A 25,013-nucleotide genomic window follows, 5' to 3' on the forward strand; every position below is an offset into this window, starting at 1 on the left:
ACCCGATGACTAGTTTGCATGCCGACGAGGCGTTCCTCGGCCATTACCACTTGAGCCACGACCCCTTCGCTCCACGGGTGCCGGGTTTCAAATTCTTCCCCGCCCAGCGCAAGCCGGTGCTTGGGCAGTTGCATCACCTCGCGCGCTACAGCCAGCTGCTGCTGGTGGTCACCGGCCCTCTGGGCAGCGGCAAGACCTTGCTGCGCCAGGCGCTGGTGGCCAGCACCAACAAGCAATCGGTGCAGAGCGTGGTGGTATCAGCCCGCGGTGCCGGTGATGCGGCCGGCGTACTGCACCAGGTGGCGCAGGCGTTGGACGTCTCCAATGCCGAGCCGAACGCGATTCTCAAGCAGGTGGTGCAGCTGGGCCTCACCGGCCAGGAAGTCTACCTGCTGGTAGACGACGCCGAGCAGCTCGACGAGTCCGCCCTCGAAGCGCTGCTGGCGCTGGCGGCGGGTACGCCGGAAGGTCGCCCGCATGTGTTCCTGTTCGGTGAGTCGTCGTTGATCGCCGATCTGGAGCAGATCAGTGGTGAGCAGGAGCTGTTTCACGTCATCGAGTTGCAGCCGTACGAAGAGGAAGAAACCCGCGAATACCTGGCACAACGCCTTGAAGGCGCCGGGGCGGGTATCGAACTTTTCACCGCTGCGCAGATCTCTGATATTCACGAAAGCTCCGATGGCTGGCCTGGAAACATCAACCAGGTTGCCCGCGATGCCATGATCGAAGCCATGATTGCCAGCCGCTCTGCGGTCAAGCGTCCAAAGATGGGGTTCACTATGCCTAAGAAGCACGTATTGGCTATTTCCGCCGTTGTCGTGGTCGCTGTTGCCGCCGCCTGGTTGATCCCGGGCCGCAACAAAGCACCGACAACCACCGGCGCGCCAACCGAACAGGCGCAGTTGCCACTGGGCAAGCCCACGCCAAACGTCGAATTTGCCAACTCCGGCCAACCGACCAACCTGCCGATGGTCGGCCAACCTGTGATGCGTGGCCCTCTGGCCGAAGAAGCCGGTGGCATCTCCGAAGGCGACGACGGTGTGCCGGTGGAAGGCTCCAGCGCTACGCCGCCGACCGTGACCACCACCGCACCGCCTGCGGGCGTACCGGCTGGTGTGCCAGCGACGCCGGTTGCACCGGTCGCCAAGCCTGCTCCGACGCCGGCGCCGACCGTTGCTACCGCCAAGCCTGCTCCGGTGACCAAGCCTGTTGCACCGGCGCCGGCCGCCAAACCAGCGCCAGCCGCCAAGCCTGCGGAAAAACCAGCCGCCACCGTCGCCAAGGCCGGCGCTGCCGGCAGCAGCTGGTACAGCAGCCAGCCTACCGGCAACTTTGTGGTACAGATCCTCGGCACCAGCTCCGAAGCCAACGCCCAGGCGTTCGTCAAAGAGCAGGGCGGCCAGTACCGTTATTTCAAGAAAGTGCTCAACGGCAAGCCTCTCTACGTGATCACCTACGGCAGCTTCCCAAGCCGCGCCGCAGCCGATTCTGCCATCAAAGCCTTGCCAGCGAAGGTTCAGGCTGGTAAACCTTGGCCTCGCACTGTTGCCAGCGTTCAACAAGAACTGGCAGCAACTCGCTGAAGATCCGGCGGCCTTACCCAGGCCGCCCTCCCGGCACCTCAAAAAAATCCGCAAGTGCGTGCAGTCTCCCGGGACCGCGCGCTTTGTGGTGTCTGCGTCACAGTGGCTTTTGAGTCGTAGCGGTCAGAATTAAAAAAGTTTTGACTAGCACAGCATATCGCTTTAAACCTTTCATAAATGCGACATAGATTTGCGACATTTCGTCGCTAAATTTGTGAGCGTCTGTGTCGGTGTGTACAATGACCTCCCTTTTGCCCCCGCTAAGCCGGCGTACGTTCGGCGTGGAAGGTAACCGGTTGAATTGAAAAGAAATTTGCCTCGATATAAGAGGCAGCCTGGTGAGAAAGTGTCTATGAAAGCAGGTCTGTACCAACCCGATGAATTCAAGGATAACTGCGGTTTCGGCCTGATAGCCCACATGCAGGGCGAACCCAGTCATACCCTTTTGCAAACGGCCATCGAGGCCCTGACCTGCATGACCCACCGCGGTGGGATCAACGCCGACGGCAAGACCGGTGACGGCTGTGGCTTGCTGATTCAAAAGCCCGACCAGTTCCTGCGCGCTGTCGCTAAAGAGCAATTTGCGGTCGAACTGCCCAAGCAGTACGCCGTGGGTATGGTGTTTTTCAACCAGGACCCGGTAAAAGCCGAAGCCGCTCGCGAGAACATGAACCGCGAGATCGCCGCCGCCGGCCTGCAGATTGTCGGCTGGCGCAAAGTGCCCATCGACACCAGCGTACTCGGCCGCCTGGCCCTGGAGCGCCTGCCGCAGATTGAACAAGTGTTCATCGCAGGCGATGGCCTGAGCGACCAGGACATGGCGATCAAGCTGTTCACGTCCCGTCGTCGTTCGTCGGTGCTCAACGCCGCCGACACCGACCACTACATCTGCAGCTTTTCCCACAAGACCATCATTTATAAAGGCCTGATGATGCCGGCGGACCTCACCGCCTTCTATCCAGACCTGAGCGATGAGCGCTTGCAAACCGCGATCTGCGTGTTCCACCAGCGCTTCTCCACCAACACCCTGCCGAAATGGCCGCTGGCCCAGCCATTCCGCTTCCTCGCCCACAACGGCGAGATCAACACCATTACCGGCAACCGCAACTGGGCCCAGGCCCGGCGCACCAAGTTCGCCAACGATTTGATGGACCTCGAAGAGCTCGGCCCGCTGGTCAACCGTGTGGGTTCCGACTCTTCCAGCATGGACAACATGCTCGAACTGATGGTCACCGGCGGCATCGACCTGTTCCGTGGCGTGCGCATGATCATTCCGCCTGCGTGGCAGAACGTCGAGACCATGGACCCGGACCTGCGTGCGTTCTACGAGTACAACTCGATGCACATGGAGCCGTGGGACGGCCCGGCCGGCGTGGTCATGACCGACGGCCGCTACGCGGTGTGCCTGCTCGACCGTAACGGCCTGCGCCCGGCGCGTTGGGTGACCACCACCAACGGTTTCATCACCCTCGCCTCGGAAATCGGCGTGTGGGACTACAAGCCGGAAGACGTGATCGCCAAAGGCCGTGTGGGCCCTGGCCAGATCCTGGCCGTGGACACCGAAACCGGGCAGATCCTCGACACCGACGCCATCGACAACCGTTTGAAGTCGCGTCACCCGTACAAGCAATGGCTGCGCAAGAACGCCCTGCGCATCCAGGCGACCATGGAAGACAACGACCACGGTTCGGCTTTCTACGACGTCGACCAGCTCAAGCAATACATGAAGATGTACCAGGTCACGTTCGAAGAGCGCGACCAGGTGCTGCGCCCGCTTGGTGAGCAAGGCTACGAGGCCGTCGGCTCCATGGGAGACGACACGCCAATGGCCGTGCTGTCCCAGCGCGTGCGCACGCCGTACGACTATTTCCGCCAGCAGTTCGCCCAGGTGACCAACCCACCGATCGACCCGCTGCGTGAAGCCATCGTGATGTCCCTGGAAGTGTGCCTCGGCGCCGAGCGCAACATCTTCCAGGAATCGCCTGAGCATGCCTCGCGCGTGATCCTCAGCTCGCCGGTCATTTCCCCGGCCAAATGGCGTTCGCTGATGACCCTGGAGCGTCCAGGCTTCGACCGCCAGATCATCGACCTGAACTACGACGAGAGCCTGGGCCTTGAAGCCGCGGTGCGTAACGTTGCTGACCAGGCTGAAGAGGCCGTGCGTGCCGGTCGTACCCAGATCGTACTGACCGACCGCCACATTGCGCCTGGCAAGTTGCCGATCCACGCGTCCCTGGCGACCGGTGCGGTGCACCACCGCTTGACCGAAAAAGGCCTGCGTTGCGACTCCAACATCCTCGTGGAAACCGCCACCGCCCGCGACCCGCATCACTTTGCGGTGCTGATCGGTTTCGGCGCCTCGGCGGTGTACCCGTTCCTCGCGTACGAAGTGCTGGGTGACCTGATCCGTACCGGTGAAGTGCTGGGCGACCTCTACGAGGTGTTCAAGAACTACCGCAAGGGCATCACCAAGGGCCTGCTGAAGATCCTGTCGAAGATGGGCATCTCCACCGTCACCTCGTACCGTGGCGCGCAGTTGTTCGAAGCCATCGGCTTGTCCGAAGAAGTCTGCGAGCTGAGTTTCCGTGGCGTACCGAGCCGCATCAAGGGTGCGCGTTTCGTCGACATCGAAGCCGAGCAGAAAGCCCTGGCGGCCGAAGCGTGGAGCGCGCGCAAGCCGATCCAGCAAGGTGGCCTGCTCAAGTTCGTGCACGGTGGCGAATACCACGCCTACAACCCGGACGTGGTCAACACCCTGCAAGCCGCTGTGCAACAGGGCGACTACGCCAAGTTCAAGGAATACACGAGCCTGGTGGATAACCGCCCGGTGTCGATGATCCGCGACCTGTTCAAGGTGAAGACCCTCGACACGCCGATGGACATCAGCCAGGTCGAGCCGCTGGAGTCGATCCTCAAGCGCTTTGACTCCGCCGGTATTTCCCTGGGCGCCTTGTCGCCGGAAGCTCACGAGGCCCTGGCCGAAGCCATGAACCGCCTGGGTGCGCGTTCCAACTCCGGCGAAGGCGGCGAAGACCCGGCGCGCTACGGCACGCTCAAAAGCTCGAAGATCAAGCAGGTGGCCACCGGCCGTTTCGGTGTGACTCCGGAGTACCTGGTCAACGCCGAAGTGCTGCAGATCAAGGTGGCCCAAGGCGCCAAGCCGGGTGAGGGCGGGCAACTGCCAGGCGGCAAAGTCAACGGCCTGATCGCCAAGCTGCGTTACGCCGTACCGGGCGTGACCCTGATTTCGCCACCGCCGCACCACGACATCTACTCGATTGAAGACTTGTCGCAGCTGATCTTCGACCTCAAACAAGTCAACCCGCAGGCCCTGGTCTCGGTGAAGCTGGTGGCAGAAGCCGGCGTCGGCACCATCGCAGCCGGTGTGGCCAAGGCCTATGCCGACCTGATCACCATCTCCGGCTACGACGGTGGCACCGGCGCTTCGCCGCTGACCTCGATCAAGTACGCTGGCGCACCCTGGGAGCTCGGCCTGGCCGAAACCCACCAGACCCTGCGCGGTAACGACCTGCGCGGCAAGGTGCGGGTACAGACCGACGGTGGCCTGAAAACCGGCCTCGACGTGATCAAGGCCGCAATCCTCGGCGCCGAGAGCTTCGGTTTCGGCACCGCGCCGATGATCGCCCTGGGCTGCAAATACCTGCGCATTTGCCACCTGAACAACTGCGCCACCGGCGTGGCGACTCAGAACGAAAAACTGCGCAAGGATCACTACATCGGCACCGTCGACATGGTGGTGAATTTCTTCACCTACGTCGCCGAAGAAACCCGTGAGTGGCTGGCCAAATTGGGTGTGCGTTCGCTGGAAGAGCTGATCGGTCGTACCGACCTGTTGGACATCCTCGAAGGTCAGACCGCCAAGCAACAACATTTGGACCTGACACCGCTGTTGGGCAGCGATCACATCCCGGCAGACAAGCCACAATTCTGCCAGGTGGACCGCAACCCGCCGTTCGACAAAGGCCTGCTGGCCGAGAAAATGGTCGAAATGGCCGGCTCCTCGATCAACGACGCCAGCGGTGGCGAATTTGCCCTGGATATCTGCAACTGCGACCGTTCCATCGGCGCACGCATCTCCGGCGAAATCGCGCGCAAGCACGGCAACCAGGGCATGGCGAAAGCGCCGATCACCTTCCGCTTCAAGGGCACTGCGGGCCAGAGCTTCGGCGTGTGGAACGCCGGCGGCCTGCACATGTACCTGGAAGGCGACGCCAACGACTACGTGGGCAAGGGCATGACTGGCGGCAAACTGGTCATCGTTCCGCCGGCTGGCAGCGTGTACAAGACCCAGGACAGTGCCATCATCGGCAACACCTGCCTGTACGGCGCCACCGGTGGCAAGCTGTTTGCCGCAGGTACTGCTGGCGAGCGTTTCGCTGTGCGTAACTCCGGTGCCCACACCGTGGTGGAAGGCACTGGCGATCACTGCTGCGAGTACATGACCGGAGGCTTTGTCGCGGTACTGGGCAAGACCGGTTACAACTTCGGTTCGGGCATGACCGGCGGTTTCGCCTACGTGCTCGACCAGGACAACACCTTCGTCGACAAGGTCAACCACGAGTTGGTCGAGATCCAGCGTATCAGCGGCGAAGCCATGGAATCCTACCGGAACCACTTGCAGCACGTGCTGGACGAGTACGTCGAGGAAACCGGCAGCGAATGGGGTCGTAACCTCGCTGAAAACCTCGATGATTACCTGCGTCGTTTCTGGCTGGTCAAGCCCAAGGCTGCCAACCTGAAATCGTTGCTTTCCAGCATCCGTGCCAACCCGCAGTGATATGCGCCTGAACAGTTTGATGAGGTTTTAACATGGCTGAACGTCTGAATAACGACTTCCAGTTCATCGATGTCGGGCGCAAAGATCCGAAGAAGAAACTGTTGCGTCAACGCAAGAAAGAGTTCGTGGAAATCTACGAACCCTTCAAACCCCAGCACTCGGCCGACCAAGCCCACCGCTGCCTGGGTTGCGGTAACCCGTATTGCGAATGGAAGTGCCCGGTGCACAACTTCATTCCCAACTGGCTCAAACTGGTGGCCGAAGGCAACATCCTCGCCGCCGCCGAGCTGTCGCACCAGACCAACACCCTGCCGGAAGTCTGCGGCCGGGTGTGCCCGCAAGACCGTTTGTGTGAAGGGGCCTGTACCCTCAACGACGGCTTCGGCGCGGTAACCATCGGCTCGGTGGAGAAGTACATCACCGATACCGCGTTCGCCATGGGCTGGCGCCCGGACATGTCCAAGGTCAAGCCGACCGGCAAGCGCGTCGCGATCATCGGCGCGGGCCCGGCGGGCCTTGGGTGTGCCGACGTGCTGGTGCGTGGCGGCGTGACCCCGGTGGTGTTCGACAAGAACCCGGAAATCGGTGGCTTGCTGACCTTCGGTATTCCTGAGTTCAAGCTGGAAAAAACCGTACTGAGCCACCGTCGTGAAGTGTTCACCGGCATGGGTATCGAGTTCCGCCTCAATACCGAAATCGGCAAAGACATCACCATGGAGCAACTGCTCGCTGAATACGATGCGGTGTTCATGGGCATGGGCACCTACACCTACATGAAGGGCGGCTTTGCCGGTGAGGACTTGCCGGGCGTGTATGACGCGCTCGACTTCCTGATCGCCAACGTCAACCGCAACCTGGGCTTTGAAAAGTCGCCGGAAGATTTCGTCGACATGAAGGGCAAAAAGGTCGTGGTGCTGGGCGGTGGTGACACCGCGATGGACTGCAACCGCACCTCGATCCGCCAGGGCGCCAAGTCAGTGACCTGTGCTTATCGCCGTGACGAAGCCAACATGCCCGGCTCGCGCAAAGAGGTGAAGAACGCCAAGGAAGAAGGCGTGAAATTCCTCTACAACCGCCAGCCGATCGCTATTGTCGGTGAAGACCGTGTGGAAGGTGTGAAGGTGGTCGAGACCCGTCTCGGCGAACCGGATGCCCGTGGGCGTCGCAGCCCCGAGCCGATCCCGGGTTCCGAAGAGATCATCCCGGCCGACGCCGTGGTCATCGCCTTCGGTTTCCGCCCAAGCCCGGCACCGTGGTTCGAGCAGTTCGAGATCCAGACCGACAGCCAGGGCCGCGTTGTAGCCCCGGAACAAGGCCAGTACAAGCACCAGACCAGCAACCCGAAGATCTTCGCCGGTGGCGACATGGTGCGCGGGTCTGACCTGGTGGTCACTGCGATCTTCGAAGGCCGTAACGCCGCCGAAGGCATCCTGGACTACCTGCAAGTCTGATCCCGATCCCCAGTTGAAATGGGGATCAAAAATGTGGGAGCGGGCTTGCTCGCGAATGCGGTATATCAGTCACCAGATGTTTCGACTGGGCCACCGATTTCGCGAGCAAGCCCGCTCCCACATTTGTTTCGCGTTCTGTTCATGTCCGCGACAAATTGACCCGATAGACAAAAGGCACGGTGCATTCCGTGCCTTTTGCGTCGCGCTCTGAGAAAATGCCCGCACTTTTTTTGCGGATGCCGACATGACTGCCCTCAAGAACGACCGTTTCCTTCGTGCCCTGCTCAAGCAACCCGTAGACGTCACCCCGGTGTGGATGATGCGTCAAGCGGGTCGCTACCTGCCGGAATACCGCGCCAGTCGCGCCAATGCGGGCGATTTCATGAGCCTGTGCATGAACCCGGAGTTCGCCTGCGAAGTCACGATGCAGCCGCTGGACCGCTACCCACAACTGGACGCGGCCATCCTCTTCTCCGATATCCTCACCATCCCCGACGCCATGGGCCAAGGCCTGTACTTCGAAACCGGCGAAGGCCCGCGCTTCAAGAAAGTCGTCAGCACCCTGGCCGATATCGAAGCCCTGCCGATCCCTGATCCACACAAAGACCTGGGCTACGTGATGGACGCTGTCAGCACCATCCGCCGCGAGCTTAACGGCCGTGTGCCGCTGATCGGCTTTTCTGGCAGCCCATGGACCCTGGCCACCTACATGGTCGAAGGCGGCTCGTCGAAAGACTTCCGCAAGACCAAGGCCATGCTCTACGACAACCCGCAAGCCATGCACCTGTTGCTGGACAAGCTGGCGCAGTCGGTCACCTCCTACCTCAACGGCCAGATCATGGCGGGCGCCCAAGCGGTACAGATTTTCGACACCTGGGGCGGCAACCTGTCGGCGGCGGCGTACCAGGAATTCTCCCTGGCCTACATGCGCAAGATCGTCAGCGGCCTGATCCGTGAACACGAAGGCCGCAAGGTGCCGGTGATCATGTTCACCAAGGGCGGCGGCCTGTGGCTGGAAAGCATCGCCGACGCGGGCGCCGATGCACTGGGCCTGGACTGGACCTGTGACCTCGGCGAAGCGCGCCGTCGCGTCGGCAACCAGGTGGCCCTGCAAGGCAACATGGACCCGACCGTGCTGTACGCCAAGCCAGAAGCGATCCGTACCGAAGTAGGTCGCATCCTGGCCAGCTACGGCAAAGGCACCGGCCATGTGTTCAACCTCGGCCATGGCATCACCCCGGAAGTGAACCCGGAGCATGCGGGTGCGTTCTTGCGCGCAGTGCACGAACTGTCGGCGCAGTATCACGAATGACGAAAAAGCCCGGCTTGAAGCCGGGCTTTTTCATGGGTAAACACAAAACAAATGTGGGAGCGGGCTTGCTCGCGAATGCGCAGTGTCAGTCGACAAATTCGTCACTAGACCACCGCATTCGCGAGCAAGCCCGCTCCCACATAAAGCCAATCGCGTCAGGTCTGCATATTTCCCAGTGGCGGCAACTTCGCCAGCTTCAACGCCACCAGCAACGCGCCAATCAGCAGCGCGACGATAAACCCGCCAATCCCGTTCCACCCGGCAAAGTGCCAGAAGAACCCACCCGCCGTCCCGGCAATGCTCGACCCCACGTAGTAGCAGAATAGGTACAGCGACGACGCCTGCCCCTTGGCTTTCACTGCGCGGCGGCCGATCCAACTACTGGCGACCGAGTGGGCGCCGAAGAAGCCGAAGGTGAACACCAGCATGCCTGGCACCACCAACCACAGCGGGGTGAACAGCGTCAGGGCCATGCCGGCGAGCATCAGCACGATGGTGGCCCACAGCACCCGACGGCGACCGAGGCGGTCGGCCAGGGAGCCGATCTTGGCCGAGCTGTAGATGCCCGACAGGTACACCACTGACAACAGGCCCACCACCGCCTGGCTCAGCTCATAGGGTGAGGCCAGCAGGCGATAGCCGATGTAGTTGAACATCGTCACGAAGGCGCCCATCAGCAGGAAGGCTTCGAGAAACAGCCATGGCAGGCCGGCGTCCTTGAAGTGCATGACAAAGCCATCCACCAGGTTGCGCGGCTTGAGGCTGCTGGCGCGGAAGTTGCGCGATTCGGGGAGGATCTTCCAGAACACCGTCGCTGCGATCAACGCCAGAGCGCCGATGATCAGCATTGCGGTGTGCCAGCTGACAAAATCGATCAACACGCCGATGATCAGGCGCCCGCTCATGCCGCCAATCGCGTTGCCGCCGATGTACAAGCCCATGGCCAGGCCGATGTGCTGCGGGTGGATCTCTTCGCTCAGGTAGGTCATGGCCACGGCGGCCAGGCCGCTCAAGGACAGGCCCACCAGCGCGCGCATCAGCAGGATGCCCTCCCAGCTCGGCATCAAGCCGCTGGCGATGGTGGCCAGCGCCGCACAGAACAACGCGGCAACCATCACCGGCTTGCGCCCCAGCCTGTCGGAGATCGGCCCGGTGATCAGCAGGCCGCAGGCGAGCATTGCCGTCGCAACGGAAAGAATCAGGCTGCTTTGCGCGGCATTGATAGAGAACTCGTGGGACAGCGCCGGCATCATCGGCTGCACGCAATACAGCAAGGCAAACGTGGCGAAGCCGCCGGAGAACAGCGCCAGCACCGTGCGCATGAACATCGGCGTGCCCTTTTCGATGTACGCGTCGTTGAGCTGCGCCACCACCTCATCGAGGGCTGAGGGCGGGGTGTGTTGGGCAAGTGGAGCAACAGCAGGATTCACGGGGGACCTCGGGGAGGAAAGTCTGCCAGGACTGACAATGCAAAAAAGAATATAGCTGACTAATGATTCTTTCCAATATATTGTTCGACCTGTTTGATAGGTTTTACGACCTAATGAGGTGTGCATGGAATTACGTCACCTGCGGTACTTCATCGCCGTCGCTGAAGAACTGCACTTTGGCCGCGCCGCGCAGGTGTTGGGCATCTCGCAGCCGCCCTTGAGCCAGCAGATCCAGGCACTGGAGCAAGAGGTGGGGGCGCGGTTATTTGAGCGTACCAATCGTCGGGTCGAGCTGAGCGAGGCCGGGCGCTTGTTCTTGCAAGAGGCACGGCTGGTGCTGGCCCAGGTCGACAAGGCGGCAGATGTGGCGCGGCGTGCGCAGTTGGGGGAACTGGGTGAGTTGAAGATCGGCTTCACCTCGTCTGCGCCGTTCAACGCCAGCATTCCCCAGGCGATCTTTGCCTTCCGCCAGGCATTCCCGGCGGTGCATCTGAACTTGCAAGAAATGAGCAGCACCCAAGTGGCCGAGTCGCTGGTGGATGAGTCGATTCAGGTGGGGCTGATGCGGCCTTTGCCCTTACCCGACTCACTGAACGTGATCGAGTTGATGCGCGAGCCATTAGTCGCGGTACTGAGCGCCGGCCATCCTTTGGCCCAAGGCAGCGAGCGCGGCTTGCACCTGGAGCAATTGGCCGAGGAGCCTTTTGTGTTCTTCCCGCGCAGTTACGGCAGCGGCCTGTACGCGCAATTGCTCAACCTGGCCCGCGATGCCGGGTTCAGCCCGCACTTTGCCCAAGAGGCAGGGGAAGCAATGACCATCATTGGGCTGGTGGCGGCGGGGTTGGGCGTATCGGTGCTGCCGGCGTCCTACCAGCGCATCCGCATCGATGGTGTGGTCTATCGCACCCTGCTCGACCCGCAGGCAGTGACGGCAGTGTGGCTGGTGCAACGCAAGGGCGCGCAAACACCGATGGCGAAGGGGTTTGTGGAGTTGTTGACCCGTAGGGCATCTACGTAACGAAGCAGAGTGATGTGGGAGCTGTCGAGCTTTAGCGAGGCTGCGAAAGGATCACCGCGTTGTATCTGAAAGACCGCAGCGCCTGCATCGCAGCCTCGCTAAAGCTCGACAGCTCCCACATTTGATCGGCGGTCTTTTCCGAGTGCGGTTGCTTCAGGCATACTGCGCGAGTTCCCGAAAGGGGCTTGTGAGACTCTGAGGATCCTGGGTAACCAGCCATCGCAGAGCCAGGCAGGAAGCGGCGATGACAAGCCAACCTGTTTGTGAAGAGGGCGCCGAAAGGCGCCCTTTGTCGTTTCTGGCCTTACTGCATTCCGGCCGAGCGCAACCCCGCCAAAATATCCCGATCCAGCATGCTCACCCAACGGTTGTAGTTGCGATGGATCTTGCCGTCCTTGTAGCCCAGGTCGCGGCTGTCGCGGTAGGTGATGGCGTAGCTGTTGCGGGTGTAGCGGATGTCGATGGCGGCGTAGAACTGGCCGCGTACGGTGATCTCGGCCTGCACCCGTTGCGGGCTCAGGCGTTGTACCGTCCACTCGCGTTTTTGCAGGGCGGCGACGATCACCTGTTTCATTTTTTCCTCGCTGACCTGGCTCGTGGCCGGCAACTCGTGCTGGGTGTTGAGCACCGGTTTGCTGGTGCAGCCAGCCGTGGTCAGCAGGGCCAGGGTGATCAGGGTAGCGCGTAGCAGGGAAGACATTCCGTTTTCTCCAGTCGATTAAAAAGTCAGCTCCAGCGGCGGAAGATCAACGAGGTGTTGACGCCGCCGAAGGCAAAGTTGTTGTTCATCACGTAGTCGTTGTGCATCTGGCGAAAGCCACCTTGCAGGTAGTCCAGCTCGCCGCATTGCGGGTCGACCGCGTCCAGGTTGAAGGTGTGCACGTACTGGTCGCGGTTCATCATCTCGATGCTGAACCACGACTCCAACGCCCCGCATGCACCCAGGGTGTGCCCCAGGAAACTCTTCTGCGAACTGATCGGCATGCGGCTGCCAAACAGGCTGCTGGTGGCCAGGGTTTCGGCGATGTCGCCCTGATCGGTAGCCGTGCCATGGCCGTTCACGTAGCCGATGGCGGACGGTTCAAGACCTGCGTCTTCCAGGGCCAACTCCATGGCGCGGCGCATGGTTTTCTGTTCCGGGCGGGTGGTGTGCTGGCCGTCGGCGTTGCTGCCGAAGCCAACCAGCTCCGCGTGAATATGCGCGCCTCGCGCCAACGCGTGCTCCAACTCTTCGAGCACCAACATGCCGCCACCTTCACCGATCACCAGGCCATCGCGGCCGCTGTCGTAGGGGCGCGGGCTGGTTTGCGGCGCGTCGTTTTTCAGGCTGGTGGCGTACAACGCATCGAACACCATGGCTTCGGTGGGGCACAGCTCTTCCGCGCCGCCTGCGAGCATCAACGGCAGGCGCCCGAACTTGATCGCCTCATAGGCGTAGCCAATGCCCTGGCTGCCGCTGGTGCAGGCGCTGGAGGTGGGAATCAGCCGGCCCGTGAGGCCAAAGAAGATGCTGATATTCGCCGCCGTGGTGTGGGGCATCATGCGCACATAGGAGTTGGCATTGAGCCCCTCGGCCACCGAGTTGAGCAGCATATTGCCGAACGCCTTGATCTCATCGGTGCTGCCGGTGGACGAACCACAGGCCACGCCCATGCGCCCGTCCTTGATCGACTCGTCACCGAGCAGGCCGGCGTCCTGCAAGGCCTGCTCCGCCGCCCACACGGCCAGGCGCGAGACGCGGCCCATGCTGCGCAGCTGCTTGCGCGTCCAGTGAGCGGGCACGACGAAATCGTCAATAGGGCCGGCCAGGCGCGTATTCAATTCGGTGAAACGGTCCCACTCGTCCATGCGCCGGATGCCGCTGCGGTTGGCGCGAAAGTTGGCGGCGATGGTGTCCCAGTCGCTGCCCAGGGAGGTCACGCCGGCCATGCCGGTAACGACAACGCGCTTCATCAGCACAGGCCCCCGTTCACGGCCAGCACCTGGCGCGTGATATAGCTGGCTTCGGCGGACATCAGGAAATTCACTGCGCCAGCGACTTCTTCCGGCGTGCCCATGCGTTGGGCCGGGATCATTTTCATCAGTTCTTCTACCGGCACGTTTTCATCCAGCATCGCGGTGTCGATCAGGCCCGGCGCCACGCAGTTGACGGTGATCTTGCGCTTGCCCAATTCGATGGCCAGCGCCTTGGCTGCGCCGATCAAGCCGGCTTTGGACGCGCTGTAGTTGACCTGGCCGCGGTTGCCGATCAAGCCGGACACCGAGGTGATGCACACGATACGCCCGGCGGCGCGGCGCCGGATCATCGGCATCATCACCGGGTGCAGCACGTTGTAGAAACCATCCAGGTTGGTGCGCATCACCACATCCCAATCGTCTTCCGACAGGGCAGGAAAGGCGCCGTCGCGGGTCAGGCCGGCATTGAGCACCACACCGTAATAGGCGCCATGCTGCTCCACATCGGCCTCAAGGATCTCTTTGCACGCAGCGCGATCCGCCACGTCGAACTGCAGCACCCGCGCCTTGCGCCCCAGGGCTTGGACCTCGAGCTGTACCGCGTCGGCTTCGGCACGGCCGCTGCGGCAATGCAGCACGATGTCATGGCCGGCCTGGGCCAGGCGCAGGGCAATGGCGCGGCCGATGCCACGGCTGGAGCCGGTGACCAGTACGGATTCAGTCATGGCGTTTCGTCCTTCGATTCAGCTAAATAGTTGGCCGCCTGGGGCGGTCGAAATACGTTCAAGCGCGCGCTGGCCTGGATGCCTTCGCCGGTGAGGTGGCATTCGAACACACCCATGCCGTTGTCGTCTTCCAGGGAGCGCAGGCCGTGGATGTTCAGTTCGGCGCCGGCCGCAAAGTGCTCCACGTTGCACTCGAACTTACGCGTGCCCAACAGGAAACCCAGCTCCACGGCCTTGCCTTGCTGGCGCGCATGGCAACCGGCATACGCGGCGACGCTTTGCGCCATCAGCTCGATGCCGACCCAGGCCGGCAGGCTGCCGTCAGCGCGGTTGAACAGGCCGCCGGGCTTGACGGTGACGCGGGTGTGGATCTGCTCTTCATCGAACGACAGCACCTGGTCGATCAGGATCATGTCGCCCGCATGGGGCAGCAGTTCGGCAAGTGGCCAATCGATCATGGGGCCTCTGCGATTATCAGGCTGACATTGTTACCGCCGAAGGCAAACGAGTTGCTCATCAGGCAGGGCTTTTTCAAGGTGTCGCCGCTGCGCACCCATTGCAACGCGGGCAACGCCGGGTCGGGGTGGCCGTCCCATATGTGGGGTGGCAGCAGGCGATGGGTCAGGCTCAGCCAGCAGAACGCGGCTTCCAGGGCCCCGGCCGCGCCGAGGGTGTGGCCGGTCATGGGCTTGGTCGATGAGCAGGCGACGCCGCCCGGAAACAGGCTGGCGACCGCCAGGCTTTCCATGGCGTCGTTGTGTTGGGTCGCGGTGCCGTGCAGGTTCAGGTAGCCGATCTGCTCGGGCGAAAGTTTTGCACTGGCCAGGGCCTTGCGCATGGCCAGCAACGCGCCCTTGCCGCTGGGCTCGGGCGCGGAGATATGGTGTGCGTCGCAACTGGCGCCGCTGCCCAGCAAGGCGATGGGCGCCGGCTCGCGGCTCATCAGGAACAGCACCGCCGCTTCACCGATATTGATGCCGTTGCGGTTCACCGAGAACGGATTACAGCGCTCGGCAGACACCGCCTCCAGCGCGGTAAACCCGTTCAGCGTCAGTTTGCACAGGCTGTCCACGCCGCCGCAGATCACCGCATCGCACACCCCCAGGTCCAACAGGCGCTGGGCACTCATCAACGCACGGGCGCTGGAGGTGCAGGCGGTGGAAATCACATAGGCCGGGCCGCTCACGTTCAGCCAGTCGGCGAGGAAGTTGGCCGGGGCGCTGAGTTCCTGTTGCTGGTAATCGTAGTCCGCGGGGAACTGCGTGTTTTGCAGGTAATGGGCAATGCCACGGCTGGCTTCGTCGATACCCGAGGTGCTGGTGCCGAGCACAACCCCGACCCGACCAGGACCGTAGGCTTGAATCGCCTGACGGATCTGATCTTCAATCTGCAACGCCGCTTCCAGCAGCAGCTGGTTATTGCGACTGCTTTGCTGGGCCAGTTCCGGGGGCAGGCTCGCCAGTTCACCGTGTACAGCGGCCACCGGCACTGCGCGCTCTGGCACCCAGCCGCTTTCGGCGCGCATGCCCGAACAGTCGCCGGCAAACAGGTTGCGGCTGACTTGCGCCTGGCCACGGCCAAGGGCGCAGATTACGCCAAGGGCATTGAGGTAGGCGGTCATCGGCTCACACCCAACGGGGTGATGCGGTAACTCAACGGCGGGTCGGCCATGTTCACGCGGAACACCTCGGAAGACTGATAGACGATCTGCCAGTGGCCCGGCAGCGTGCGCGTCAGGTCCATGGCCTGGGCCGTGGGATACAACGCCGGTACGTCACCGGGCGCGGTGAGGGCAAACAGCAGCGCGGCAAACAGCGTGCGCGCCTGGGGGTTGGGCGGCAGCAAGCCGTCTGCCTGCCACTGCCCATCGAGCAGTTTTTGCCGGGCCAGGGGAATGCCCAGCGGGTCCATCATCGACCAGCGAAGCGCTTGGCCTTCGCGCTGGATCACCAGCAGCCAGTCCTGGCTCTGGCCGTCCGCCAGGCGCTGCACATGCAGTTGCATCGGCAAGGCCAGGGCCGGGATTTTTTCCGGCAACGGTGCCTGGCTGGCGCAGGCGCCGAGCAGCAGCAGGCAACTTATCAACAGCAGGCGCATCATGGGGCCGCATTCTCCACAGGTTTACGCGCTACGCAGTTGACCAGGGTTTCCTCGCGCTGGCCCACCGGCGGCGCCTTGCGCAGGCCCCAGCGTTCCAGCAGGCCAAAGTCACTGGAACGGCTCCACCACAAGTAAGGGTACGAAATGTTCTGTGCGCCGAACTCAAAGCCCTGCTCGCGCAGCATCTGCAAGTACTCTTCGGCGCTCTTTTGCACATGCATCGGGTGGCGGAACAGCCAGCGAATTACCCAGGTGTCGATGTAGGCTTCGGTGGATTCGGCAAACAGCAGATAGCCGCCCGGCTTGAGCACCCGATAGAACTCCTTGAGTGCGCGATGTTGCTCCACCAGATGGTGGAAGGTCTGGTGGCAGAACAGGATATCGACACTGGCATCCGGCACGTTGAGGGTCGCGCAGTCGCTGCCGATCAGCTCGACGTCCAGCCCCAGGCGCGCGGCTTCTTCGCGGCTCAGTGCCAGGCTGTGGGGGTCGGCATCCAGGCCGATCAGGCGCGAAGGCGCAAACACCTGATGCAGTAACTGGAAGGATTTGCCCTGGCCGCAACCGGCATCCAACAACACCGGCGCCACCGGTAGCGGCTCGCTGAACAGGCTGCGCAGGTCATTGATCGCCACGCGCAACACGTGATGCTGCCAGGTATGGCTGCGCAGGAACCAGAAACCGAACTTGGTTTCTTCGACGTAGTTTTGACTCAGGTAGTTTTTTTCAACGCCTGGGCTGCTCATACCGGCTCACTCGCACAAATTTCCGACAACATCCGCAAGCGCCGCTTGGGCTCGCTGACAAATGGGTTGCGTTCATCCCAGGCGTAACCGGCCAGGATCGAGCTGATCATGCGGCGAATCTCGGCTGAGCTGCCAGGATGGAAAATCACGTCCTGGAACGTGCCTGCATACCAGCCTTCGACGTAGCAACGGAAGGTATCGACACCGCGCTTGAGCGGTTCGGCAAACTCGGTTTGCCAGTCCACTGTTTCGCCGCTCAATTGGCGGTGCAGCACTCCTGCGGCCATGCTGGCCGAACGCATGGCAATGGTCACGCCGGAAGAGAACACCGGGTCGAGGAACTCCGCCGCATTGCCCAGCAGCGCAAAGCCTGGGCCGTGGAGGGTTTTGACGTTGGCCGAGTAGCCGCCGATGGTGCGCGCCGGGGTGTCCCACACGGCATTTTGCAGCACGCCGGACAGGCTTGGGGTCTGCACGATAAAGCCACGCAGGCAGGCGTCGAGGTCGCTGCCCGCGCCCTCGAAATGCTCTTTGGCCGCGACCACGCCCACCGAGCAACGGCCGTTACTGAACGGGATGGTCCAGAACCAGATGTCGCGCTTGGTCGGGTGAGTGGTCACCAGGATTTTGCTGCGGTCAAAGCCTGGGTGTTCGATACGGTCTTCGACGTGGGTGAACACGGCCTGGCGCAGCGGGAAATTCGACGGTGCCTCCAGGTCCAGCAGGCGTGGCAACACACGGCCGTAGCCGCTGGCATCGAGCACGAACCTGGCCTTGAGGTGGTACTCGCTGCCATTCTCGCGGCGCACATGCAAATACCGGCTCTCGGCAGAAAAATCCACGCCGACAATGGTTTGGCCATAGCGGATTTCCACGCCTTGCAACGCGGCCTGGTCGGCCAGCAACTTGTCGAACTCGCCGCGCTGCACCTGGAAGGTGGTGGGCTTGCCGTTGCTGAAGGTGTCGCTGAAATCAAAGGCGCTGTAGCGCTCGCCCCAGGCGAAGGCCGCGCCGGTTTTGACCTGGAAGCCTGCCGCTTGCACAGCGTCGAGCATGCCGGCTTCTTCGATAAAATCGATGCAGTGTGACAGCAGGCTTTCGCCAATCGAGAAGCGCGGGAAATGCTCGCGCTCGATGATCAATACATCATGCCCTTTGCGCTTTAACAGCGCGGCCGCGATGGCACCGGAAGGCCCGGCACCGATCACCACCACCTGGCGACGTTCCATTTCAACTGTGGGCACGAGGGCTCCTTGCCGCATGGGCGCTAATCACATTCATAAGGCGTGTTTCTGTCGGCCGGCCCAGGGCGCCAGCATAAAGCTGAACGCCAGGCCCAGGCTGACCGACAAGCCGAAATTGCTCACGGCCGGTGTACTGGAGACCGCCAGCAGGCCGAACGACAACCAGGTCGTCAGTGCCGCCAGCAGTGTTCCCAACAGGCTGACGGCAGGGCCGCCGATCTGCTCGCGCATCAAAATCGCATAGTCGACGCTGATGGCCGTTACCAGCAGCAGGCCAAACAGGCTGAACAACGTCAGCGGCTGGCCCAGCCAACCGAGGCTGGCCAGGCTGCACAGCGCGGCCAGCAGCGGCAGGGCGACGATACGCAAGGCGCCGCCAAAGCCGAAGGGCGCAATCAGCAATAGCACGATCAGCACGCAAGACAGCAACTTCAATTCGGCAGCGCTGATCTGCGTGTCGGCAAACACCCGGTTCAAGTCACCCAGGCGATCCACCAGCTGCACGCCGGGCAAGTCCAGCGCCTGCACCCGCAGCAGCGCCGGGTTGTTCAAGCCTTGCAGGCTGACCATGGCCGCCACGCCGCCGTCCACAGGGCCGAGCCACAGCGTGCGCCAGGGCTCGGCCAGCGGGCCTTGCAGTGCGGCGTCGATGTCTGCGGTGGGCAGCGCCTGCAACTGCGCCACTTCGGCTTGCAGGGCACTCAGGGGCACGCCGAGGTCCAGCAGCGGTTGCCAGTGTGGCGCCAGGTTGTTCAGCGCCTCGCGCAGCTGTTGTTGCTCGTCGGGGAGGTTGACCAGTTGATTGAGCGCCAGGTAGCCCTGGAGTTTGTCCATCTGCACCAACTGATCCAAGCGTTTGCCCAGGGCGGCCTGGCGTTCCAGCAACTGCTGCTGATTGCTCGCCCGCACCAGGAAAAACTGGCTGGTGGGCTGGAACCCGGTGATGCGCGCCACGGCCTGGGCTTCCTGCAGCAACTGCGGCGGCGCACCGATCCATTGGCGGATATCGTTTTTCGTGTTCAGTTGCCACAGGCCCGCCGCGCAGAACAGCAGCACCCACACCAGCAGTACCGAACTGGGCACGCGTTTGAGCAGGGCCGTGCGTAGCTGCCATAAGCTCTGGGCGACACGCAGCGGCCATTGCGCCGGGCGCAGTTCCACGCCCTTGAGCAGCGCGGGCAACAGGCACACGGCGCACAAATAGGCACCGACCAGGCCGGCAGCCGAGAACACCGCAATCTGGGTCAGCGCCGGGAACGGCGTCCAGGCCAGCGCCAGATAACCGATAGCGCTGGTGGCCAGGCTCAGGCTCAGCCCCGGCAGGGTCAGGCGCAACGCCGGCCAACTGCGCCACGGTTGCAGGCTCCAGCTTTTGGACAGGTAATGCAGCGGGTAATCCACCGCCACGCCGATCAGGCTGGAACCCAGCACCAGGGTCATCACATGCATGTGCCCAAACAGCGCCACACACGCCACCGCGCCAAACAGCATGCCCACCAGCACCGGCACGAACGCCAGCAACACCCGCCAGCGTCGGAACGCCAGCAGCAGCAACAACAGGATGCCCAGGGTGGCGCCGCCGCCGACCCAGGTCATTTCCCGCGTGGCCTGCTGTTGCCCGTTGGCCGCATACAGCAAGCCGCTGGCGGCGAGCAGTTGCGCGCCGTGTGCGCCGGCTTGCTCGCGGCTGGCTTTTAGCAAGTCTGCCACCTGCAGCGGCAGCTTCATGTCGAAGGCGTTGCCGGTGGTGCGCGCCCGCAGCAGCACCCAGCTCTTGCCGTCGGCATCGGCGATCAAGGCGCCGCTGCCGATGTCCATTTGCACCGCGCCGTGTTGCGGTTGGCTGTTCTGGATGCGCCCGGTGAGGCCGAGCCAATCGTCCTGGCTGGGCACCAGGCTGAAGCCGGTGAAGGGGTCGAACAGCGATTGCACGCGTTGCTGGATGAACGCGTCCGGCTGTTGGATCAGTTGCTCGCGGTCTTTGGCTGAGAGCATCGACAAGCGCCCGCGCAGCAGTTGTTCGCGCAACGCTGGCAAGTCGGCTTGCAGGTTCCACTGCACCTTTTCAAACAGGCCGCTGGCCTGCCAGCGCTCACCCAGTTGCTGCGCCACGGCCACCGCTTGCTGGCGGTCGGCATGCCCCACCAGCACCAGCATTTCGCGGTTGAGCGGCTCTTGCATGCGTTGTTCGGCTTGCAGTTCCAAGGCGTCCGGCGTGCTGCCGGGCACCAGCTCCATCAGGTTGGCCGACAACGGCGCGCCATCACGCCACTGCCAGCCAGCCAAGGCCAGCACGGCCACCAGCAGGGTCAGGAACAGGCGCGGCAGCAGGCGCTCACTGGGCAAAGTCGTGTTGCTCCGCATCGCTCAACGGCTGGTCGGCGGTACTGTCCTGCATGCGCAGCAGCGTGCTGTCGCCTTGGGTTTCCAGCAGTTCAATGCTGTGCACCAGCGCGCCGCCGTCGATAGTGATCTGGGTGAACACTTGCTTGAGCAGCAGCGAGCGTGGGGTCAGCGTCAGCTTCCACTGTTGGGCCTCACCTTGCAGTTGCAGGTCGAAGTCGCGTTGCAGGCCGCTGCTGTCGCCCTGCAGTACGGCCAGGAACAAACGATTCTGTTCGGCGCCGGCGCTTTTGTTTGGCAGTAGTTGCCAGCCATTGGCGTCGCGGCGGGCAATGCCTTGAGCTGTAATGCGGTAGTCCTGTTGCAGCGGGGTTTTCAGCAGCCACAGCAGGCCGTGATCCTTGGCGAGCACGAAGGTGCCTTTGCTCACTAGCGGCTGGGGCAGGGCGCGCAGGTGTTTTTCCTGGGTGAAGTGGCCGTGGATGACGGAGGGTTTGCCAAGCTGATCGCTCAACTGCTGCAGGTCGAAGGCGTGGGCACTGAAGCTCAGCAACAACGCCGCCACTGTAGGAGCGAGCTTGCTCGCGAAAAACCTGAGGGCGCCACGGGGTGTCAGGTGGCCCGCGTTATCGTTGGCGATCTTCGCGAGCAAGCTCGCTCCTACAGGGGGGCTCATTTCAGGGCTCTCTCTACGGCGTCGGTGAAGACTTTGGGCGAGGCCAGTTGCATCTCGCGGCTGGCGATTTGCACCGCCACTTGCACGGTGCTGGCGCGGGTCAAGCGCTCGCCGCTGGCCAGGTCGGTAATCAGGTAGTTCACCTTCAAACGGTTCTCCCATTCCACCAGGCTGGCGCGCACGTTGATTGTCTGGCCGAAGGTCGCGCCGCGCACATAGCGTAGCTGCATGTCGATCACCGGCCACGCGTAGCCGGCTTCGAGCATCGCCGTGTAGTTATGGCCGATCTTGTCCAGTAACGCACAGCGCGCCACTTCCAGGTACTTCACGTAATGCCCGTGCCACACCACGTTCATGGTGTCGATGTCGAAAAACGGCACGAGGATTTCAGTGTTGCTGTGCAATACGCCGGGGCTACGCATGCAGCCTCCAGTGTTGCGCGGCGATGCGTTGCAGGCACAGGCGCAGTTCGCCTTCCAGGGCGCGGTCTTCGATGACCGGCGCAAAGTCCCGGGCCAGCTCCGCGTGCATCGCGGCCAGTGCTGGTGGCAGTGGCCGGGCATCCTCGGCCTGGGCGCGCAGCCACACGCCCTGGTTGGCGGCGAGCAAGGTGGCGGCGGCGACCTGTTCGGTCAGCTCCAGCACGCGGATCGCATCGCGGGCGGCGATGGTGCCCATGCTCACTTTGTCCTGGTTGTGGCACTCGGTGGAGCGCGAGAACACGCTGGCCGGCATGGTGTTTTTCAGTGCTTCGGCGGTCCAGGCGCTGGTGCCGATCTGCACGGCCTTGAAGCCGTGGTTGATCATCGCGCGGTCAGCCGGAGCGCCCGACAGGTTGCTCGGCAGGCCATGGTTGTAGCGCACGTCCACCAGCAGTGCGAGCTGGCGGTCGAGCAGGTCGGCCACGTTGGCGACCAGGGTCTTGAGGCTGTCCATGGCGAAGGCGATATGCCCGCCGTAGAAGTGCCCGCCGTGCAGCACACGTTCTTCTTCGGCATCGATGATCGGGTTGTCGTTGGCGCTGTTCAGTTCGATCTCGATGAACGAGCGCAGCCAGTTCAGGCTGTCCGCCAATACGCCGAGCACATGGGGCGCGCAGCGCAGCGAGTAGCGGTCTTGCAGGCGATGTAGCGGTGCGGTGGGTGCGTCGATGGCCAGGTCCTTGCGCAGCCATGCGGCCACTTGCATCTGCCCAGGGTGCGGCTTGGCGGCGAACAGGCGTTCGTCGAAGTGTTCCGGGTTGCCTTGCAGCGCCACCACGTTGAGCGCGGTGATGCGCGTGGCCAGTTGCAACAGGTAGTCGGCGCGGGCGAAGGCCAGGCAGGCCAGGCCAGTCATCACGGCGGTGCCGTTCATCAGTGCCAGGGCTTCCTTGGGCCGCAATACCAGCGGCTCCCAGCCCAGTTCGCGGTGTACGTCGGCCGCCGGGCGGCGTTCGCCGCGGAACAGCACTTCACGTTCGCCGGACAAGGTCGCGGCCACGTAGGACAGCGGCGTCAGATCACCGCTGGCGCCTACCGAGCCTTCTTCCGGGATCATTGGCAGCACATCGTTTTCGAGGAAGGCGTGCAGGCGTTCCAGCAGTTCCACACGCACCCCGGACACGCCATGGCACAGCGACTGCAAACGCGCCGCCAGTACGGCGCGGGTAGCCTGGGCGTCGAGCAACTTGCCCAGGCCGCAACCGTGAAAGGTGTACAGGTGACGCGGCAACGCTTCGACGTGTTCCAGCGGCACCGCCACCACGCAGGAGTCGCCGTAGCCGGTGGTCACGCCGTAGATCACGCCTTCCTTGTCCAGCAGCGAGTCGAGGAACTGCGCGCCCTTGGCGATGCGCTGGCGGTACGCGGCGTCGTCCTGCAGACGAGTGGGCACCTGGCGGTTGGCCAGGGCCAGCACGTCTTCGATGCGCAGGGGGCGTTCACCAAAGGTGATGGGCTCAAGAGGCGTGGTCATCGGTCTTCCAGAAAGGGTAAAAGTTGAACCATTGTTGGGGCGCTTGCAGGCAGAACTGGCCCAGGCGTGCGGCGTAGCGGGCGGCCCACACAGCGATGACCTGCTCGCGGGTGCTGCGCTTCCATTCGATCAAATCGGCAAAGGGCTCGATAGTCAGGCGATAGCGACCCTGGTGCTTGAGGCACATCAGCAGATTGACCGGGCATTTGAGCAAGCCCGCCAGCAGCCATGGGCCTTGGGGGAACGCCGCCGTGTGTCCGAGGAAATCCACCCGCACCGTGCGCCCGCCGTGCAGCGGGATGCGGTCGCCGGCAATCGCCAGCCACTCGCCATCGTCCAGGCGCTGGCTGAGCAGCAGCATGGTCGCCGGGTCCAGCTCGCTGACCTGGATCAGGCGCAAATGGGTAGCGCCAGCCTCGCCCAGCAGGCGGTTGAAGCGCTCGGCGTGCTTGGTGTGCACCAGTACATTCATGGTGACCTGCTCACCAATCTCCGCCAGGGCGCGGCACACTTCCAGGTTGCCCAGGTGTGCGCCCACCAGCATCTGCCCGCGCTCGCCACGCAGTTGGCTGCGTAACTGCGCCGGGTCATTGATCTCGATTTGCTCCAGGCGCAGCTTGCCGTTCCACACGTCGAGCTTGTCCAGCAGCGAGTCGGCGAAGGCCATGAACTGGGCAAAGACGGTGCGGTGGCTCGGCAGCAGGTCATCGCGCCCGCTCCACTGCGCCAGGCGCTGCTGGTATTGCCAGGCGCTGTGCCGCGCGGTGCGGCCGAACAGAAAGAAGTAAAACACGATGCTGTAGAGCAACGGGCTCAGCAGGCGACGGCCGAGGACTTTGACCGCGACTGCGGTGAATTTCATCAGCCAGAAGCTGCCGCGTTCTTCGCGGTCGGCCCAGTGCTTGGTGCTGTCGTTCATGCTTGCCACCGCCGCCACAGGATCATCGGCGCGCGCACCAGCATGCCGAAGAACAACCGCGTGTGCATGGCGCTGATGCGCAGGTTGTCGCGCAACAAACGAAAGTGCGACAGGCCGTCGGCGGGGTAGTGCACCTGGGTGGGCAGCCAGCGCATGGGCTGGTTGCGCCAGGCCAGACGCACCAGGATGTCCGAGTCAAAATCCATGCGCGTGCCGATGTAGGCCGAGTCCATCAGCGCCAGGGTCGGCGCCAGCGGGTACACGCGAAAGCCGCACATCGAGTCGCGAATCTCAAGCGACAGGGTGTTGATCCACACCCAAACGTGGGTCAGGTAACGTGCGTACAGGCGACCCTTGGGCACGCTGTCGTCGTATTCGGGGTAGCCGCAGATGACGGCGTCGGGGTGCTGGCGTGAGGTGTGGATAAAGGTCTCGACTTCGCGCAGGTCGTGCTGGCCATCGGCGTCCACTTGCAGGGCGTGGGTGTAGCCCAGGCGCGCTGCCTCGCGGAAACCGGCCATCACGGCGCCGCCCTTGCCCTGGTTGCTGGGCAGGGTCAGCAGGGTGACGTTGTCCAACGTCGCCAACTGCGCCAACACCGCTGCGCAGGCGGGGCTGCTGCCATCGTCGACCAAGAGGCAGGGCAGGCCGCTTTTCAGCACACTGTGGACCACGGCCGGCACGGCGGCTTCGTGGTTGTACACCGGGATTAAAGCGCAGGGGTTATGCATGATGGGGGCACCTGAGGGGACCGAG

20 protein-coding genes are annotated in these 25,013 nt (G+C 63.0%); 5 read left to right on the forward strand and 15 right to left on the reverse strand.

Annotation, left to right across the window (positions count from 1 at the left end):
* Positions 1-5: 5 nt before the first annotated feature.
* From N2A98_RS02150 to hemE, 4 genes are all read left to right on the forward strand, one after another.
* Positions 6-1,583, forward strand: coding sequence for an AAA family ATPase (locus tag N2A98_RS02150; protein WP_078802354.1), 1,578 nt, complete (start codon positions 6-8; stop codon positions 1,581-1,583).
* 352 nt (positions 1,584-1,935) lie between these two features.
* Complete coding sequence (gene gltB / locus N2A98_RS02155; protein ID WP_057709583.1) at positions 1,936-6,381, forward strand: glutamate synthase large subunit; 4,446 nt, start codon at positions 1,936-1,938, stop codon at positions 6,379-6,381.
* Positions 6,382-6,413: 32 nt separating this feature from the next.
* Positions 6,414-7,832 carry an FAD-dependent oxidoreductase gene (locus N2A98_RS02160; protein WP_003187920.1) on the forward strand — a complete coding sequence of 473 codons (1,419 nt, stop codon included), beginning with the start codon at positions 6,414-6,416 and terminating at the stop codon, positions 7,830-7,832.
* A 244-nt stretch (positions 7,833-8,076) separates the two neighbouring features.
* Positions 8,077-9,144 carry a uroporphyrinogen decarboxylase gene (gene hemE, locus N2A98_RS02165; protein ID WP_032893941.1) on the forward strand — a complete coding sequence of 356 codons (1,068 nt, stop codon included), beginning with the start codon at positions 8,077-8,079 and terminating at the stop codon, positions 9,142-9,144.
* 155 nt (positions 9,145-9,299) lie between these two features.
* On the opposite strand, the gene N2A98_RS02170 is transcribed toward hemE, so the two are convergent.
* Positions 9,300-10,574 (reverse strand): MFS transporter, encoded by a 1,275-nt coding sequence (locus tag N2A98_RS02170; protein WP_275622964.1) that lies wholly within the window; start codon positions 10,572-10,574, stop codon positions 9,300-9,302.
* Positions 10,575-10,698: 124 nt separating this feature from the next.
* Here N2A98_RS02170 and N2A98_RS02175 point away from each other — a divergent pair, with 124 nt between their 5' ends.
* Positions 10,699-11,592 carry a LysR family transcriptional regulator gene (locus N2A98_RS02175; protein WP_275622965.1) on the forward strand — a complete coding sequence of 298 codons (894 nt, stop codon included), beginning with the start codon at positions 10,699-10,701 and terminating at the stop codon, positions 11,590-11,592.
* 304 nt (positions 11,593-11,896) lie between these two features.
* Here N2A98_RS02175 and N2A98_RS02180 read toward each other — a convergent pair whose 3' ends face one another.
* The 14 genes from N2A98_RS02180 to N2A98_RS02245 are packed head-to-tail and all read right to left on the reverse strand — an operon-like array spanning position 11,897 to position 24,988.
* On the reverse strand, positions 11,897-12,292 hold the full coding sequence (locus tag N2A98_RS02180) for a hypothetical protein (protein WP_275622966.1): 396 nt from the start codon (positions 12,290-12,292) through the stop codon (positions 11,897-11,899).
* A gap of 26 nt (positions 12,293-12,318) precedes the next feature.
* Positions 12,319-13,545 carry a beta-ketoacyl-ACP synthase gene (locus tag N2A98_RS02185; RefSeq protein WP_032893933.1) on the reverse strand — a complete coding sequence of 409 codons (1,227 nt, stop codon included), beginning with the start codon at positions 13,543-13,545 and terminating at the stop codon, positions 12,319-12,321.
* Entirely contained in the window at positions 13,545-14,273 is a 729-nt protein-coding gene (locus tag N2A98_RS02190; protein WP_275622967.1) for a 3-ketoacyl-ACP reductase FabG2, read from the reverse strand. The genes N2A98_RS02185 and N2A98_RS02190 overlap by 1 nt, the downstream gene beginning before the upstream one ends.
* Positions 14,270-14,731 carry a hotdog family protein gene (locus N2A98_RS02195; RefSeq protein WP_078466516.1) on the reverse strand — a complete coding sequence of 154 codons (462 nt, stop codon included), beginning with the start codon at positions 14,729-14,731 and terminating at the stop codon, positions 14,270-14,272. The genes N2A98_RS02190 and N2A98_RS02195 overlap by 4 nt, the downstream gene beginning before the upstream one ends.
* Positions 14,728-15,894 carry a beta-ketoacyl-[acyl-carrier-protein] synthase family protein gene (locus N2A98_RS02200; RefSeq protein WP_275622968.1) on the reverse strand — a complete coding sequence of 389 codons (1,167 nt, stop codon included), beginning with the start codon at positions 15,892-15,894 and terminating at the stop codon, positions 14,728-14,730. Before N2A98_RS02200 ends, N2A98_RS02195 begins: the two co-directional genes overlap by 4 nt.
* Positions 15,891-16,373: a hypothetical protein gene (locus N2A98_RS02205; RefSeq protein WP_044270743.1), complete on the reverse strand. Its 483-nt coding sequence runs from the start codon at positions 16,371-16,373 to the stop codon at positions 15,891-15,893. The genes N2A98_RS02200 and N2A98_RS02205 overlap by 4 nt, the downstream gene beginning before the upstream one ends.
* Positions 16,370-17,119, reverse strand: a complete 750-nt coding sequence (locus tag N2A98_RS02210; protein WP_044270744.1) for a class I SAM-dependent methyltransferase — start codon at positions 17,117-17,119, stop codon at positions 16,370-16,372. The genes N2A98_RS02205 and N2A98_RS02210 overlap by 4 nt, the downstream gene beginning before the upstream one ends.
* Positions 17,116-18,363 carry an NAD(P)/FAD-dependent oxidoreductase gene (locus tag N2A98_RS02215; RefSeq protein WP_275622969.1) on the reverse strand — a complete coding sequence of 416 codons (1,248 nt, stop codon included), beginning with the start codon at positions 18,361-18,363 and terminating at the stop codon, positions 17,116-17,118. Before N2A98_RS02215 ends, N2A98_RS02210 begins: the two co-directional genes overlap by 4 nt.
* A gap of 33 nt (positions 18,364-18,396) precedes the next feature.
* On the reverse strand, positions 18,397-20,727 hold the full coding sequence (locus tag N2A98_RS02220) for an MMPL family transporter (protein WP_044270748.1): 2,331 nt from the start codon (positions 20,725-20,727) through the stop codon (positions 18,397-18,399).
* The gene (locus N2A98_RS02225; protein ID WP_078802360.1) at positions 20,699-21,382 is read right to left on the reverse strand and encodes an outer membrane lipoprotein carrier protein LolA; all 684 of its coding nucleotides are present in this window, start codon (positions 21,380-21,382) and stop codon (positions 20,699-20,701) included. The genes N2A98_RS02220 and N2A98_RS02225 overlap by 29 nt, the downstream gene beginning before the upstream one ends.
* Positions 21,379-21,804 carry an acyl-CoA thioesterase gene (locus N2A98_RS02230; RefSeq protein WP_044270751.1) on the reverse strand — a complete coding sequence of 142 codons (426 nt, stop codon included), beginning with the start codon at positions 21,802-21,804 and terminating at the stop codon, positions 21,379-21,381. The genes N2A98_RS02225 and N2A98_RS02230 overlap by 4 nt, the downstream gene beginning before the upstream one ends.
* Positions 21,797-23,338: an aromatic amino acid ammonia-lyase gene (locus N2A98_RS02235; protein WP_275622970.1), complete on the reverse strand. Its 1,542-nt coding sequence runs from the start codon at positions 23,336-23,338 to the stop codon at positions 21,797-21,799. Before N2A98_RS02235 ends, N2A98_RS02230 begins: the two co-directional genes overlap by 8 nt.
* A complete protein-coding gene (locus N2A98_RS02240) occupies positions 23,322-24,257 on the reverse strand; it encodes a glycosyl transferase (RefSeq protein ID WP_044270755.1) in 936 nt (311 codons plus the stop codon). Before N2A98_RS02240 ends, N2A98_RS02235 begins: the two co-directional genes overlap by 17 nt.
* Positions 24,254-24,988 (reverse strand): glycosyltransferase family 2 protein, encoded by a 735-nt coding sequence (locus N2A98_RS02245; protein WP_275622971.1) that lies wholly within the window; start codon positions 24,986-24,988, stop codon positions 24,254-24,256. The genes N2A98_RS02240 and N2A98_RS02245 overlap by 4 nt, the downstream gene beginning before the upstream one ends.
* Positions 24,989-25,013: the final 25 nt, after the last annotated feature.

Origin of the sequence: Pseudomonas sp. FJ2-5-13 (assembly GCF_029201605.1) — a bacterium.
Classification (GTDB): Bacteria; Pseudomonadota; Gammaproteobacteria; order Pseudomonadales; family Pseudomonadaceae; genus Aquipseudomonas; species Aquipseudomonas lactis.

Excerpts from the sequence above, each read along its gene's own strand:
- N2A98_RS02150 (WP_078802354.1), top strand. The coding sequence starts at position 6 with ATGACTAGTTTGCATGCCGACGAGGCGTTCCTCGGCCATTACCACTTG.
- gltB (WP_057709583.1), top strand. The coding sequence starts at position 1,936 with ATGAAAGCAGGTCTGTACCAACCCGATGAATTCAAGGATAACTGCGGT.
- N2A98_RS02160 (WP_003187920.1), top strand. The coding sequence starts at position 6,414 with ATGGCTGAACGTCTGAATAACGACTTCCAGTTCATCGATGTCGGGCGC.
- hemE (WP_032893941.1), top strand. The coding sequence starts at position 8,077 with ATGACTGCCCTCAAGAACGACCGTTTCCTTCGTGCCCTGCTCAAGCAA.
- N2A98_RS02175 (WP_275622965.1), top strand. The coding sequence starts at position 10,699 with ATGGAATTACGTCACCTGCGGTACTTCATCGCCGTCGCTGAAGAACTG.
- N2A98_RS02180 (WP_275622966.1), bottom strand. The coding sequence starts at position 12,292 with ATGTCTTCCCTGCTACGCGCTACCCTGATCACCCTGGCCCTGCTGACC.
- N2A98_RS02185 (WP_032893933.1), bottom strand. The coding sequence starts at position 13,545 with ATGAAGCGCGTTGTCGTTACCGGCATGGCCGGCGTGACCTCCCTGGGC.
- N2A98_RS02190 (WP_275622967.1), bottom strand. The coding sequence starts at position 14,273 with ATGACTGAATCCGTACTGGTCACCGGCTCCAGCCGTGGCATCGGCCGC.
- N2A98_RS02195 (WP_078466516.1), bottom strand. The coding sequence starts at position 14,731 with ATGATCGATTGGCCACTTGCCGAACTGCTGCCCCATGCGGGCGACATG.
- N2A98_RS02200 (WP_275622968.1), bottom strand. The coding sequence starts at position 15,894 with ATGACCGCCTACCTCAATGCCCTTGGCGTAATCTGCGCCCTTGGCCGT.
- N2A98_RS02205 (WP_044270743.1), bottom strand. The coding sequence starts at position 16,373 with ATGATGCGCCTGCTGTTGATAAGTTGCCTGCTGCTGCTCGGCGCCTGC.
- N2A98_RS02210 (WP_044270744.1), bottom strand. The coding sequence starts at position 17,119 with ATGAGCAGCCCAGGCGTTGAAAAAAACTACCTGAGTCAAAACTACGTC.
- N2A98_RS02220 (WP_044270748.1), bottom strand. The coding sequence starts at position 20,727 with ATGCGGAGCAACACGACTTTGCCCAGTGAGCGCCTGCTGCCGCGCCTG.
- N2A98_RS02225 (WP_078802360.1), bottom strand. The coding sequence starts at position 21,382 with ATGAGCCCCCCTGTAGGAGCGAGCTTGCTCGCGAAGATCGCCAACGAT.
- N2A98_RS02230 (WP_044270751.1), bottom strand. The coding sequence starts at position 21,804 with ATGCGTAGCCCCGGCGTATTGCACAGCAACACTGAAATCCTCGTGCCG.
- N2A98_RS02235 (WP_275622970.1), bottom strand. The coding sequence starts at position 23,338 with ATGACCACGCCTCTTGAGCCCATCACCTTTGGTGAACGCCCCCTGCGC.
- N2A98_RS02240 (WP_044270755.1), bottom strand. The coding sequence starts at position 24,257 with ATGAACGACAGCACCAAGCACTGGGCCGACCGCGAAGAACGCGGCAGC.
- N2A98_RS02245 (WP_275622971.1), bottom strand. The coding sequence starts at position 24,988 with ATGCATAACCCCTGCGCTTTAATCCCGGTGTACAACCACGAAGCCGCC.